Annotated in this window: 11 protein-coding genes and 1 pseudogene; all 12 read left to right on the top strand. The window is 32.5% G+C overall.

The genetic code is table 11. The features are described 5' to 3' along the window. Positions 1-35 precede the first annotated feature (35 nt). The 12 genes and pseudogenes from ArsFIN_RS27675 (at position 36) to ArsFIN_RS17150 (ending at position 14,271) form a co-directional block, all read left to right on the top strand. Complete coding sequence (locus ArsFIN_RS27675) at positions 36-1,580, top strand: AAA family ATPase (RefSeq protein ID WP_246067274.1); 1,545 nt, start codon at positions 36-38, stop codon at positions 1,578-1,580. Next, a complete protein-coding gene (locus tag ArsFIN_RS17200) occupies positions 1,577-2,413 on the top strand; it encodes a DUF2357 domain-containing protein (protein ID WP_026822510.1) in 837 nt (278 codons plus the stop codon). The genes ArsFIN_RS27675 and ArsFIN_RS17200 overlap by 4 nt, the downstream gene beginning before the upstream one ends. Before the next feature lie 38 nt (positions 2,414-2,451). Continuing rightward, on the top strand, positions 2,452-2,958 hold the full coding sequence (locus ArsFIN_RS17195; protein WP_026822511.1) for a hypothetical protein: 507 nt from the start codon (positions 2,452-2,454) through the stop codon (positions 2,956-2,958). Positions 2,959-3,095: 137 nt separating this feature from the next. Continuing rightward, on the top strand, positions 3,096-3,395 hold the full coding sequence (locus ArsFIN_RS17190; protein ID WP_135678030.1) for a hypothetical protein: 300 nt from the start codon (positions 3,096-3,098) through the stop codon (positions 3,393-3,395). Between the two features lie 103 nt (positions 3,396-3,498). Beyond that, positions 3,499-4,829: pseudogene (gene rimO / locus ArsFIN_RS17185) on the top strand (30S ribosomal protein S12 methylthiotransferase RimO). A 225-nt stretch (positions 4,830-5,054) separates the two neighbouring features. Next, positions 5,055-5,573 (top strand): DUF2165 family protein, encoded by a 519-nt coding sequence (locus ArsFIN_RS17180; RefSeq protein ID WP_026822513.1) that lies wholly within the window; start codon positions 5,055-5,057, stop codon positions 5,571-5,573. 1,003 nt (positions 5,574-6,576) lie between these two features. Continuing rightward, positions 6,577-7,140, top strand: a complete 564-nt coding sequence (locus tag ArsFIN_RS17175) for a fimbrial protein (protein ID WP_026822514.1) — start codon at positions 6,577-6,579, stop codon at positions 7,138-7,140. 83 nt (positions 7,141-7,223) lie between these two features. Further along, a complete protein-coding gene (locus ArsFIN_RS17170) occupies positions 7,224-7,910 on the top strand; it encodes a fimbrial biogenesis chaperone (RefSeq protein WP_081700638.1) in 687 nt (228 codons plus the stop codon). Positions 7,911-7,931: 21 nt separating this feature from the next. Then, positions 7,932-10,463, top strand: coding sequence for a fimbria/pilus outer membrane usher protein (locus ArsFIN_RS17165; protein ID WP_246067273.1), 2,532 nt, complete (start codon positions 7,932-7,934; stop codon positions 10,461-10,463). A 17-nt stretch (positions 10,464-10,480) separates the two neighbouring features. Further along, complete coding sequence (locus ArsFIN_RS17160) at positions 10,481-11,389, top strand: fimbrial protein (RefSeq protein ID WP_026822517.1); 909 nt, start codon at positions 10,481-10,483, stop codon at positions 11,387-11,389. A 460-nt stretch (positions 11,390-11,849) separates the two neighbouring features. Continuing rightward, positions 11,850-14,003 (top strand): carbon starvation CstA family protein, encoded by a 2,154-nt coding sequence (locus ArsFIN_RS17155; protein WP_026822518.1) that lies wholly within the window; start codon positions 11,850-11,852, stop codon positions 14,001-14,003. A 64-nt stretch (positions 14,004-14,067) separates the two neighbouring features. Further along, complete coding sequence (locus ArsFIN_RS17150; RefSeq protein ID WP_026822519.1) at positions 14,068-14,271, top strand: YbdD/YjiX family protein; 204 nt, start codon at positions 14,068-14,070, stop codon at positions 14,269-14,271. Positions 14,272-14,293 lie beyond the last annotated feature (22 nt).

Genomic DNA, 14,293 nt, shown 5'->3' with positions numbered 1-14,293 from the left:
ATTTTAAGGATGAGAAGAAATTATATATTGAGAAATTGAAAAAAGATACACTAGATAAGGAAAAATATCTCAAACAGCTACAGCTTGATAATAAAAAATTAGAACAAGAAATAAGAAAAAAAATCAGAGAAAGAGATCAATTTGAAGATGGAAGCAATTTTTTAACAAAAAAAGAAAGGAATGAATTAGAACAAAGTTTTTTTAAAAAGGAAAAAGAGTTAGAAGAGCTTAACAAAAAACTATCTTCTCTTGAATTTAAATATTATCATTTGAATACTATTTATAAGTTAAAAAAAGAAATTAATAATTTAGAACGGGATAGGGATAATTATCGCGATAGAAAAAAAGATATGAATGCGCAACTGAACGATGTAGAAAAGCGTTTAAAGGAAAATAATGAATCACTTATTGGTAAACTGTTAGAATTTAAACCTTATGTTGATACTTTATGCGGAATCAGGCCAAAATCTCCAGTCAAGTCTCTAGACTATAAAGTCAATATAAGAAAGTTAGATTCTGACGCAAATATCGAAGACTTAAGAGAAAAACTGATTGATACGGTACTAGATTCTCTAGATAGTCAGGGGCGAAAGATTGATTATTATACTGCGGCTAATTTGTTAACCACGATAGCACAATCTCAGTTTACGCTTTTTAGTGGCTTGCCTGGAACAGGTAAAACATCGTTAGCAAAAATGCTGGGAATTAGTTTAGGGTTAAAAAACAGATTTCTTAATATACCTATAGCACGAGGCTGGACTTCTTATCGCGATATTTTAGGTTTTTACAATGCTTTGTCACAAAGTTATGTTAGTGTATCATCTGGTTTATTTGAGTTATTAAAATATTTACATATGGAACAAAAAGAGCAAATTGATGGGGCTTTATCGATAATTTTACTAGATGAATTTAACTTATCTCAACCTGAACATTATTTTAGTCAATTTATGGAAATGGCAGATCCTGAGTCTAAAAGAGAACTTTCAACTGGTGATCCAGATGAGCCATATTTCATTATTCCTGAATATCTGAGGTTTTTAGGCACACTCAATCAAGATGAATCAGTACAAATTTTAACACCACGTCTGCTTGATAGAGCAGCTATCATTAATTTTGATGAGTTTGAGTCTGATTATGAATTTTTGGAGTTTGGTACTAAGAAAGAATATTCGGTAGAGCCGATTAGTGGGAAAAAATTTATTGAGCTTTTTCAACCAAGCTCTTTAGATATGCCGTCAGATATTGAAAATACATTAAAAAATATCATTGATATCTTAAAAAAAGATAGTCCTGATTTAGGGATTCCCATAAATATTTCTTATAGAAAAATAAAATCAATTCGTTCATATCATAATGTAGTAGGGCCAATGATGTCTACTCAGAGCCGCTATACTGCTTTTGATTATGCGGTATCTCAGCACCTTATTCCATTATTGAATGGCTATGGTTCTCAGTTTGGTAAAAGATTGGAAAATCTTGAGAAAGAATTGCCCGATGATATGGAAAAATCTAGAAAGTATCTTAATAAATTGATTAATTATGGTAATCAAAATATGTTTAATTATGGAATTTCTTTATGATTAGTTGGTTTTTATATATTAATAATAATAAAGAGGCTATTGAACTAAAGACAGATGAATTGATAGAAATAAAAGAGACTGATAGGCTTTTTTTTGTTGTTAAAATTAAAAGAAATATATTGGATGAAGTTGGATATCCAATATTATTGTTAGGAGATATACCGGTCGTTTTTGATGATGAAGATTATATTGATAATGATGCGATTTTTAAGTCACAAAAAAGTGAAGATATAAATCAATTAAGATATTTTTATAATTTTTTTGGTGAAAGCGAAGCTAAACTTTCATTTCAAAAAGATGATGAAAAATCTATTAAATTAAAGTTTAATATATTGGCAAGAAAGGAAAATGCTATATTGGCAAAACAAATGTTAGATTATCTGACTGATAGAATAGATGATGCTATTTTTATTTGTTTTTCCAGAAGCTCTATTCACGGCACGTCTTCTGATAGAGAAAATTTTAATTTTAATAAATTCAATTTAATTGAAAAAGTTGTTGATTTTTTGAGGGAAAATATTTGTTTATTTGTAAGAGAAAATAAGCATACTTGGCAAACAGATATTATTCTTTCTAAAGTAGGTCAACCAACAGGAGCTGATTCAGTATATTGGGTTTTGTCTAACTTAGATAAAATCACATTAAATAATGGAGATAATGTTAATGTTTTTTATAATAATAGAGGATATAGTTTATCTTTGATCCCTAAAGAGATAATAAAAAAGCAAACAGATACTTATGAAAATCGAGTTATAAAATCTTTTTTATATCATGCTGAAGATTTTTTAAATAAACTAAAAAACAATATTCTAATTTTGATTGTAGTATTTTAAATAATATTAATAATGATTATGTACGATTTGATCATACTATGTCACAATATATAAATATAGTATTAGAACATAAAATAAAGAATATACACTTATTGCAAAAAAAGTTGAAAGATATACATTACATTTTTGATAAAATTTTACCTGCTAAATTAATAAAAAATATTTACCCTAAATTTACACCATATGTAAATAGACATTATCATTACCGTGAAGTTTTCACGTTAATTACAAAATGTTTAAAATCGCCTAGTCCAAAATTATTAGAAAGAGATTTATTATTTGGTATTAAAAATTTAGCTATTATTTATGAGCTAACAATATTAATGAGTTTACATGATATATTTATAAATGATTTTAATGTTAAAATAAAAAGTAAAGAGTATCGACAATATTTAGCTGAACTGCCTTTCGGAGGGAAAAAAGTGAAGCATCTGATGGTGTCATTAATAATTTTTTTTCTTATTATAATGACGATTTTTACGTTGATATTTATTATGAACCAAAGATATTTTCATTTAAAGAATTTAATAAATCTGGAGATTTAATTAATATATCGAATAATTATGGTTCAAAAAAATATGGTGAATATTATATTTGCCCAGATTTCATTGTAAAAATTTCCTCAGAATTATGGAAGGAACCTATTATATTAATTTTGGATGCAAAATATAAAAATTCACAGATGGTGAAAAAATATGATTTTGATAAATTAACTTTAAAATATCTTATTAACATTCATCAAGTAAATGAAGTAGAAGGTTTGAGTAATTCATTTAATAAAATACTTTTTATACTTTTTTCCCACCAAAATAAAGGTATTTTTATTAAGAATGTATCAAAAGAACATTTAATTACAGGAAAATATCCCGCTTTACCTCAAACGATTGGGTTGCATTTTAATCCAATGGATAATGATACACTTGTTAAGTATATTCAGGCGTCTATTAACTATATGAATGTGAAGAAAAGAAATGTTTTTTGAAAGTATCTACTTGAACAGCAAACCCAATTGTACAATTTCGTTTTTTCAATGTTAAAATAACTTTTTTATCCAATCACTATTACAACATAGATCCTATCCTTTTATGAGCAATAAACAACATGTCCCTACAATAGGATTTTTATCATTAGGCTGCCCGAAAAATTTAGTTGATTCTGAGAGAATTTTGACTGAATTGCGGACGGATGGTTATCAAATTGTGGCCAGTTATCATGATGCAGATCTGGTTATTGTTAATACCTGCGGTTTTATTGATAGCGCAGTACAAGAATCATTGGAAGCCATTGGTGAGGCATTAAATGAAAATGGTAAAGTGATCGTAACCGGTTGTCTGGGAGCGAAAGAAGATCAGATCCGTGAAGTACATCCGAAAGTATTAGCTATCACGGGTCCACATAGCTATGAACAAATGTTAGCCCATGTTCACCATTATGTTCCTAAACCGCAACATAATCCTTTTTTTAGTTTAGTGCCGCAGCAAGGGATCAAATTAACACCTAAGCATTATGCTTATTTGAAAATTTCTGAAGGCTGCAATCACCGCTGTACATTTTGTATTATTCCATCGATGCGCGGTGATTTAGAAAGTCGGCCTATTGGTGAGGTATTAAGTGAAGCCAAACGTTTAGTCGCTGCGGGCGTAAAAGAGTTGCTTATTATTTCACAGGACACTTCAGCCTATGGTGTAGATATAAGCATCGCGTAGGTTTTTGGGATGGTCAGCCAGTTAAAACTAGTATGGTCAGCTTGTGTGAACAGCTTGCCGCTTTAGGCATTTGGATCCGATTGCATTACGTTTATCCCTATCCTCATGTTGATGACGTGATCCCACTAATGGCGCAGGGTAAAATTCTACCTTACTTAGATATACCCCTGCAACACGCGAGTCCAACGGTGTTAAAGCGGATGAAACGGCCGGGAGCAGTGGAGAAAACCTTAGAACGTATTCGCCGTTGGCGTGAAATTTGTCCAGCATTAACCTTACGTTCAACTTTTATTGTTGGTTTTCCAGGGGAGACTGAAGCGGATTTCCAGCTATTACTGGATTTTCTCCAACAGGCTCGTTTGGATCGGGTTGGTTGTTTTAAATATAGCCCCGTTGATGGTGCACAAGCCAATGCGTTACCCGATCAAGTTCCAGAAGAAATAAAAGAGACACGTTATCACCGTTTTATGCAGGTTCAGCAGCAAATTTCTCCGCAGCGATTGCAGGAGAAAGTTGGCTCTAAGATCTGGGTAATCATCGATGAGCTCGATGATCAAGGAGCGGTAGGGCGTAGTATGGCAGATGCGCCTGAAATTGATGGTGTAGTTTATCTTAATGGCGAATTTAATGTTAAACCGGGTGATATCGTTCAGGTATTCGTTGAACATGCTGACGAATATGATCTATGGGCCACGAGACATATCCATTAATGTAAATCAAATCTATAAGGTATGATAGGGCTTTTATTTTTGCCTACTAATATGACTTATTAACAAAATTACGGCATTTTTTGAATTTTGTCCTATTTTAAATTCTTGTGTTAAAATTAATCTGTTCATTGTTTAGTTAATCATCCTAAACAGTGAACATTTTTATTTTTGAGCCTGCATCTTGTATCGAAGATTATCTTATTGTATTTCTAAGGACAATAAATCATGATTATTCGTTTATCTAAAGCGTTGGCTGTATGTGCGGTGGCGTTATATACAACGTTAGTGGTTATCGGTAATATTACCGATTATGACACCAATTTTGCCTTAATTCGTCATGTTCTTTTGATGGATACTATCTTTCCTGAGGCCACCATTAAGTACCGCGCGATTGAGTCTCCAACTGCCCATCATGCTAGTTATATCATTCTCATTATTCTGCAAACATTAACAGCAATACTTTGCTGGATTGGCGGCATTAGGTTATTAGCTAATTTGAAAAATACCGCGGCTAATTTTAATAGAAAGAAAAAAATTGCCATTGCTGGCTTAACCTTAGGTTTTTTGACCTGGCAAGTTCTATTTATGTCATTAGGCCGAGAGTGGTTTGGCATGTGGATGTCTGAATGGAATAGCGGGGCAGAAGCGTTTCAAGTTTATACCACTATTTTGCTGGTGCTTATTTATCTTGTTCATCGCGATAGAGACCGTAATCGTGAGCGTGAGCATAATGAGATGAAGTAACCTTTTTTGTATGCCGTGAGTTGCAGCTCATCTTATTGGCAAAGTTCATTAGCATTTATAAACTTATAAATGCTAATGAACCGCTAAGTTATGGTTAGTTAAAAAATGCGTTATTCTATTTCTAAACTGAACAATAACGGCTTTTACCACCATCACAGACTATATTTAATTAAATATTTTTAAAATAATTTATTAAATCTTTCGATGCTATCAGACTATCAGACTATCAGACTATCAGACTATCAGACTATCAGATATATAATAAAATATAGTTTAATTTTAAAATGATTTTTCGACGATATTAAAGGATATTTGGTTAAGTGAACAGCTATTTATTGCCTAACAATAGGCATAATTAAAGTTTTAGTCGTACGCTCTTTTTATAAAAAATTAACATGGTTTGTAGTTAATGTTGATAAATTATATCCATTATTAAAATAATTAAATATTAAATTAAATAAGTAGGCTGAAATTAGAATTGAATTTTTGCGGTAAAATTTATTGTAACTTTTGAGATATGCAAAATATTAATAAGTTGATGCTGATTTTTGTTTGTATAATTCGCTTTCATGAAAATAACAATAGGTATATTCTTAAAGTAATGCTTTTATGATGTCTGAATTATCTTAAATAATATATTTACGTATAGATGTTAAAATATGTGTTAAATTGTGTATTTTTTTGATTGCAATTTGATTATTTTTAGGTAATATATTGCTTATTACAATGATTATTAATCAACATGATAGGGCTCTATAATTAAAATGGAATAATTATTTGGCGGCGAATTTATTAGCGATAATTTTATTACTCAAGATTGAGCTTTTTTGTTTTACCTATATTTTATACCCGTCTGTTTAGGTATTATTTTTTGCATATCATAAATTACAACTCCAGTTTTTAATTTTTATTATAAATTAATGTATCTAAGTATACTGCTGCGCCGTTTAAATATTTCATTATGAATTTGAAATATATCATTTGTTTTATTAGGAATATATACATGAAAAATAATCTTACCAGCTATTTTATTGGCTTATTGTTAATTTTATTTTGTAATACTGCTTTGGCTGCAACTGGTGGAACTGTGAAGTTTAGTGGAGCAATTATCGACACGCCTTGTAGCTTAACTTTAGCCTCTGAATCATCTAGTTCTTCTTCTTCTTTAGCTATCGATATGGGAGTTTATATGAAAGATAAGGTACCGAATGCTTCAGGTCAAAAAGTTGTTGGTAGTGAGAAGGAATTGTCAATTAAGCTACAAGATTGTCCTCATTATGATGGTTACGATATTATGCCTAAAATAGTATTTAGAGCAAATCATGATGATCATAATTCGAAATTAATTAAGTTAGATGGTACAGGTGCTGAAGGAATTGGTATAGGTCTTTATGATTCTTCAGGCAGATTATTAGATATTAAAGACGTATATGAATCAAAAGTGGCCACTTCAAAGGATAATCGTATGTTAACCTTTCTTTTTAAAGCGGCATATGTATCTAATGGCCAGAAAGTTAAATCTGGTAAAGCAAATGCTTCGATAAATTTTGAAGTTTCTTATAAATAAAAATTGATAATTGAATTTCTAGATATTTTTTCTAGTCATAGAAAGGATTCTTTATATTTATGACTAATGTTTGAGTAATAATAATGAGAAACAGAATAATAAAACTTTTAATACCTTATATACTATTATTTTTTATATTTGAAGCTTATGCAAATGTGACAATTAATGGAACCCGGGTTATTTATAATGGCAATAAAAGAGAAGCTTCAATTCTAGTAACAAATCATGATGAGAATAGGCCTTATTTAATTCAATCCTTTATCAGTGTTGATGCAAATGGCAAAAAAGCACCGTTTATTGTTACTCCACCTTTATTTCGTTTAGATGGCGGCAAAGAAAATATTTTACGAATTATGCGAACAGGCGGTGATTTGCCTTTGAATAGAGAATCTATTTTTTATCTCAACGTGAAAGCGATTCCCTCAGCCCCGGATAATAGGCAGAATATTTTATTTATTACAGTAAAAACGCGCATAAAATTATTTTATCGGCCCGAAAAAATTCAAGGTGATGCAGAAGAAAGTTATAAATTATTAACCTTTCGCTGGCTTGGTAAACAATTAGAAGTTAAAAATCCAAGTAATTATTATGTGACTATTAATCAACTTAAAATTGGCAATCAAATCGTTAATTTAAATGATACAGATATGATTGCCCCGCAAGAAATAGCTTATTTTAATATATCTGCTAACTCATCTAATTTAATTAGTTGGAATAGTATAAATAGTTATGGTGGTATTAGTGCAGAGATGAAAAAAAATCTACCTTAGATGAGATGGAAGGCCTTTAATGTGATTTTTTTTAATAACCAATTAGAAAAAAAACAACTATGCTCATTTGTATTTTTTCTAGTCACTTTAAGTTCATTGATATTTTTACCCGAAATTATTGCTCAAGATTATTTTCCATTATCTGCGTTAGAAATAAGTAACGCTGAGCAGGCGGTTATTGACTTGAGTACGTTTTCTTCACCTGGCGGCCAGTTGCTAGGAACGTACCGAGTCACTGTTTTGTTTAATGGAACAGAGAAGGAGAACAAGGATATTAACTTTGTTCAGAAGAATGGAAAATTATTTGCGGCGTTAACTGTTGATGATTTAAGGCGATTCGGGGTTAAAATCACGGCTTTTCCTGCATTGATGAAGCTTCCAGCCAACCAGATTTTGTATAATATTGAGGATTATATTCCCTACGCCACAATATTATTCGATTTTCATCAACAACGCCTGGAAATTAATATTCCACAAGCCGTGATGGATAATCAGGCCAGAGATACTGTTCCAACCGATTTATGGCAACAAGGGGAATCGGCTTTTTTAATCAGTTATGACTTTAGTGGTTCGCATAATCATAATCACAATATAACGAGTCAAAATTATTATTTAAATTTACACAATGGAATTAATATCGGCGCTTGGCGCTTTCGAAATCAATTAGTTTATAACTATGATTCGCAAGCAGGTAAGAATAATTTATCTTCTGTTAATAGTTATATTCAACGAGATATTCATAAATTAAAAAGCCAAATTATTTTGGGTGAAACATTTACTACTAATGAGGTTTTTGAAAGTATAAAATTTATTGGGGCATCAATTATCTCAGATGACTTAATGTTACCAAGTAGTCAACATGATTTTGCGCCAGTTATTAGAGGAATAGCGCAAACACACGCGCGAGTTACGGTGCGGCAAAATAATTATGTTATTTATGAAAATTATGTTCCGCCTGGTCCTTTTGAGATTTCCGATCTTTATGCAATATATGGTTCGGGTAATTTGCATGTTACCATTACTGAAGATAATGGCAAACAAACAAAATTTATCCAGCCATTTTCTTCAGTGCCCATTATGCAACGAGAAGGTAAATTAAAGTATCAATTTACTTTGGGGCGTTTTGCTGGTTCAAAAAAAAATTCTTATCAACCCTATTTTAGCGAATTAGTTTCAATATATGGGGTTTCTAATCGATTAAGTTTATTATCGGGTATTCAAGCTGCGGAAAATTATTTATCGCTTTCTCTAGGGCTAGGGCTAGGGTTAGGTTTAGATAATTTTGGTGCTATTTTTTTTAATGCCATATTTGCTGATGCGAAGCTGGCGAATAATAGACGTAAAAAAGGGCAGTCTTATAAAATTCAATATGAGAAAAGTATTGATGAAATAGGAACATCCTTTAATTTTTCCGGAAATTTTTATACTAGTCCTGAATATTATTCTTTTCTAGAAGTAAATAGACCTTTAAAAAAACAGGATACTGCAAACGGACAAAATAAACTGAGCCAATTTCAGTTTACGCTCAATCAAAATATGTATGATTTTGGTAATTTTTATTTTTCTGCTTATTGGCAGAATTATCGCCGAACAAAAGGTACGACTCAATCATTATCTGCCGGTTATAATATTAATATTGCTGATATTACTTTTGGCATAAATTTATTTTTTAATAATAATGATGAATCGACTGAAAATAAAGATAAACAAATAGCATTTAATGTTTCTGTACCCTTCAGTAAATGGTTACCTAGTGGTTGGATCACTTATAATATTAATAATAATACAATAAATGGGCAGCAATTAGCTGTTAATGGCACTTTATTAGATAATGATGAATTATTATATAATGTTCGGCTAGATAATAATTATACTAGTTTAAAAGAATTGGGTGGTGGTATTTCTGTGAATTATACCAATAGCCTGGCTCGGATGAATGTAGGGTATAATTATAATAATAACGAGTGTTCTTTTAATTATGGGCTTTCTGGTGGCGTGATCGTTCATCGAAATGGGATTGTTTTTTCTCAACCATTAGGGGAAACGATCATATTAGTTAAAGCTGATGGTGCGATGCAAACCAAAATATTGAATCATCGAGGTATTAAAACTGATGCACGCGGTTATGCAGTGATACCCTATAGCGAACCGTATAATTATAACTATATTACCATTGATACTGAATCATTAGCCAATGGAGTAGATATTGATAATCCGGTGCAAAAAGTGGTACCAACCAGAGGGGCGGTAGCAACCGTTAATTTTAATGTGCGTCGTGGTAATCGTATATTAGTCAAATTATCGCAAAATAATAAGCCAGTCCCTTTTGGTGCTATTGCCACATTAATTGATGGTGATAGCCATGGCATTGTTGGTGATGATGGAGAATTATATTTAAATGCAGTCCCTGATTTAGCCAACATAAAGGTTCAATGGGGAAAAGATGAACAGCAACAGTGTTACGTCAAATTAGATCTTTCTAAACTAGCAAAAGAATTAGATATATTAGAAATCGATGCTGATTGTTATATAGATAAACATTTTTCCGTATAAAATATAATAGGAATTATATGTCATTTAAATTTAAGATATATTTATTGATAATTTTTATTTTAATTCAAAGTTATATATCATTTGCTGTTGCCGGAAAATGTTCAGCTTATATCACAGAACAAAATATTGTATTTGATGAGTTATCAGTTCATTATGATAATACCCATTTCCCCTATAAAGTAAGAAAAATTGGTAGTGAAATTAAGATTAATTGCCAGAAGAAAGGTGATAACTATGTCTATGTTAAATCTATTGAAGGAATAAAATCAGTCAGTGGGTATTATTTTAATACTAATCTTAATGGTGTGAAATTGCGCTGGCAGCTTGAACGAAAAGGATTTGGAGCAAAAAAAATGGGATTGAATGGATATAGAAGGATTGATGAAGGTAATAAAAAAATATTTATTGGTCGTTTTACTATAATTATTTATTCTGATTTTCAAGCTGGAGAAGTGAATCCTATAAAAATAACGCTTGCTCACCGCGATGGAAACCGAGATACAGGAGAAACATTATTTACTTATCATATCCCTAAATTTAAAATTAAGGAACAGTCATGCAAAATAAAAACACCGAAATTAAATGTTCAGATGGGGACAGTATTTAAAAATAATTTTAAAGGTAAAGGAAGTACCACGGGAGAGCGAACTTTTAACATCGATGTAAACTGTAAAGGTGTTAATCAGGCCTATATTACCTGGCAAGGAGGTGACTCAAATGGTGTTATACCAGCGGATAAAGATTCGTCAGCGACCGGGGTTGGGATTCAGATTTTTGCTAATAATACACCCATTATTTTTAATAAAAAACTCGATATCGATTTTTTTAAACAATTAACTTACAGTGCAAAATATTATCAGACTGGGAATAGTGTTTCTGCCGGAACGGTTAATGCAACAGCAACATTTACTATTGATTATAAGTAAAATAAATTTCTTATCACGGATATTAATATATCAATAAGATATACTGATTATTTAATTTATTTTCCTTTTCTCTATTGGTTTATTCATTTAACTAGCATACTAACTTCACGTTAATTTGATTAAACAGTAACATTTTTATTTTTACCCATATTAATAATGTTTATTATTTTACAATAATAACATTTTTAACCTATCATTAACGCGCGACCTATTAATAGTTTAATAATTGTATTGTTAACGCTGTCACAAAAAAATATTTCTTTTTTATTTTTAACCACTCATTGGATTTATTTAAGCGCTTACTTAGAAAAAAATCAACGACTACCTCTTCCGCTTTATTATAATCATCATGGCAAAGGATGTTTTTAAACTGCCATGAATTAAAAAATAGATGCTAAAAATAGTCAATAAAAGTTATTCCCATTTGACATGTTTATTTTAACTAGGAAGAGTTTCTTAAATGAATAAGAATAATATATTAAGGCATATCCCTTGGTTAATATTAGGGATCATTGGTGCTATTTGTTTAGGTGTGGTTGCCCTTAGACGTGGAGAGCACATTAGTGCTTTATGGATCATTATTGCTTCCATTGCCGTTTATTTAATTTCGTACCGCTATTACAGTTTATATATTGCCAAAAAAGTATTGCAGCTTGACCCAACCCGTTCAACACCCGCCGTTCTTAATAATGATGGATTAAATTATGTACCCACAAATCGCAATGTTTTATTTGGTCATCATTTTGCCGCTATTGCTGGCGCAGGCCCATTAGTCGGGCCGGTATTGGCGGCACAGGTTGGTTATTTGCCAGGTACACTATGGCTGTTGGCAGGTGTTGTGCTTGCCGGTGCGGTACAGGATTTTATGGTGTTATTTATTTCATCGCGCCGCAATGCGATTTCTTTAGGCGAAATCGTAAAAAAAGAGATGGGGGTCGTGCCCGGTTCAATTGCGTTATTCGGCTGCTTTTTGATTATGATTATCATCTTAGCCGTATTAGCGTTAATTGTTGTAAAAGCATTGGCCGAAAGTCCATGGGGTGTTTTTACCGTTTGTTCAACCGTACCGATTGCGCTATTTATGGGTATTTACATGCGCTATATTCGGCCAGGATGTGTCGCTGAGGTCTCGATTATCGGAGTTATTCTATTGATTGCGGCTATTTGGTTTGGTGGTGTTATTGCTCATGATCCTTATTGGGGACCCGCGTTAACCTTTAAAGATACGACTATTACTTATGTCTTAATTGGCTATGCTTTTGTTTCCGCACTATTGCCAGTATGGTTGATTTTAGCACCACGAGATTATTTGGCGACCTTTTTGAAAATAGGTGTCATCGTTGGTTTAGCAATTGGGATTGTTATTCTAAACCCAGATTTAAAAATGCCGGCTGTAACCCAATTTGTTGATGGAAGCGGGCCGGTTTGGAAAGGGTCATTATTTCCCTTTCTGTTTATTACTATTGCTTGTGGTGCCGTGTCTGGTTTTCATGCGTTAATTGCGTCAGGAACAACGCCTAAATTATTGGCCAATGAGACTGATGCGGGCTACATCGGTTATGGCGCTATGCTAATGGAGTCATTTGTGGCTATCATGGCGCTAGTTGCTGCTTCTATTATTGAACCGGGTCTCTATTTTGCGATGAATACGCCGCCGGCAGCATTAGGCTTTAGCATGCCTAATTTGCATCAATTAGGCGGCTCCGATGCAGCTATGATTATGGCGCAATTGAAAGCAGTTACCGTACATGCTGCGGCAACAGTTAGTTCTTGGGGATTTATTATTTCGCCAGAGGAAATCTTGCAAACGGCTAAAGATATCGGTGAACCTTCTGTTTTGAATCGTGCCGGTGGTGCGCCTACGCTTGCGGTAGGTATTGCTTATGTATTTCAGCAAATTATCCCTGCTGCTGATATGGGATTTTGGTATCACTTTGGTATTCTTTTCGAAGCTTTATTTATTTTGACCGCTTTGGATGCCGGCACACGTTCTGGTCGATTTATGTTACAAGATCTTTTGGCTAATTTTATCCCGGCGCTGAAAAAAACAGATTCATTAGTCGCTGGTATTATTGCTACTGCCGGTTGTGTTGGTTTATGGGGTTACCTGCTTTATCAAGGGGTTGTTGATCCTTTAGGTGGTGTTAAAAGTTTATGGCCATTATTTGGTATCTCCAATCAGATGTTGGCAGCCGTTGCGTTAGTTTTAAGCAGTGTTATTTTGATTAAAATGAAGCGTACTAAGTTTATTTGGGTAACACTTGTTCCAGCAATATGGTTATTAATATGTACTACATGGGCGTTGGGTTTGAAGTTATTTAGCGCTGATCCTCAGTTGGAAGGCTTTATCTATTTGGCTCATTCATACCAAGCAAAAGTAGCAACAGCAACCACTGCTACAACGGCGCAAAAACTGTCTGATATGCATCATATTGTGATCAATAATTATACTAATGCAGGATTAAGTATTTTATTCTTGCTCGTGGTGTATAGCATTATTTTTTATGGGCTTAAAATAGCAATAAAAGCAGGAAAAACAGCTAGACGTTCAGATAGGGAAACACCTTATGTTTCTGTCGCTGAAAGCGATATTAAAATTTCCTCCTCACGTTAATTAGTATTATTTTTCTCCACAAAGTAGGTTATTACTTAGGTGGGCGTTTTTTGAGGTAATAAATATGTTTAATAATCTTGCACGAGCAGGCAAATATTTGGGACAGGCGGCACTTATGCTAATCGGTATTCCTGACTATGATAATTATGTTCAGCATATGCAGAATAATCATCCTGAGCAGCCTATTATGAGCTATGAAGAATTTTTTCGGCAACGTCAGGCAGCGCGTTATGCTAGTAGTGATAAAGGGGGTTTTCGCTGTTGCTAGCGATTATTCAATGGATGGGATA

This window comes from Arsenophonus nasoniae (assembly GCF_004768525.1).
In the GTDB taxonomy this organism is placed as follows: Bacteria; Pseudomonadota; Gammaproteobacteria; order Enterobacterales; family Enterobacteriaceae; genus Arsenophonus; species Arsenophonus nasoniae.
The sequence above is the reverse complement of the archived record's forward strand: the minus strand, read 5'-3'. Positions and strand labels throughout refer to the sequence as shown.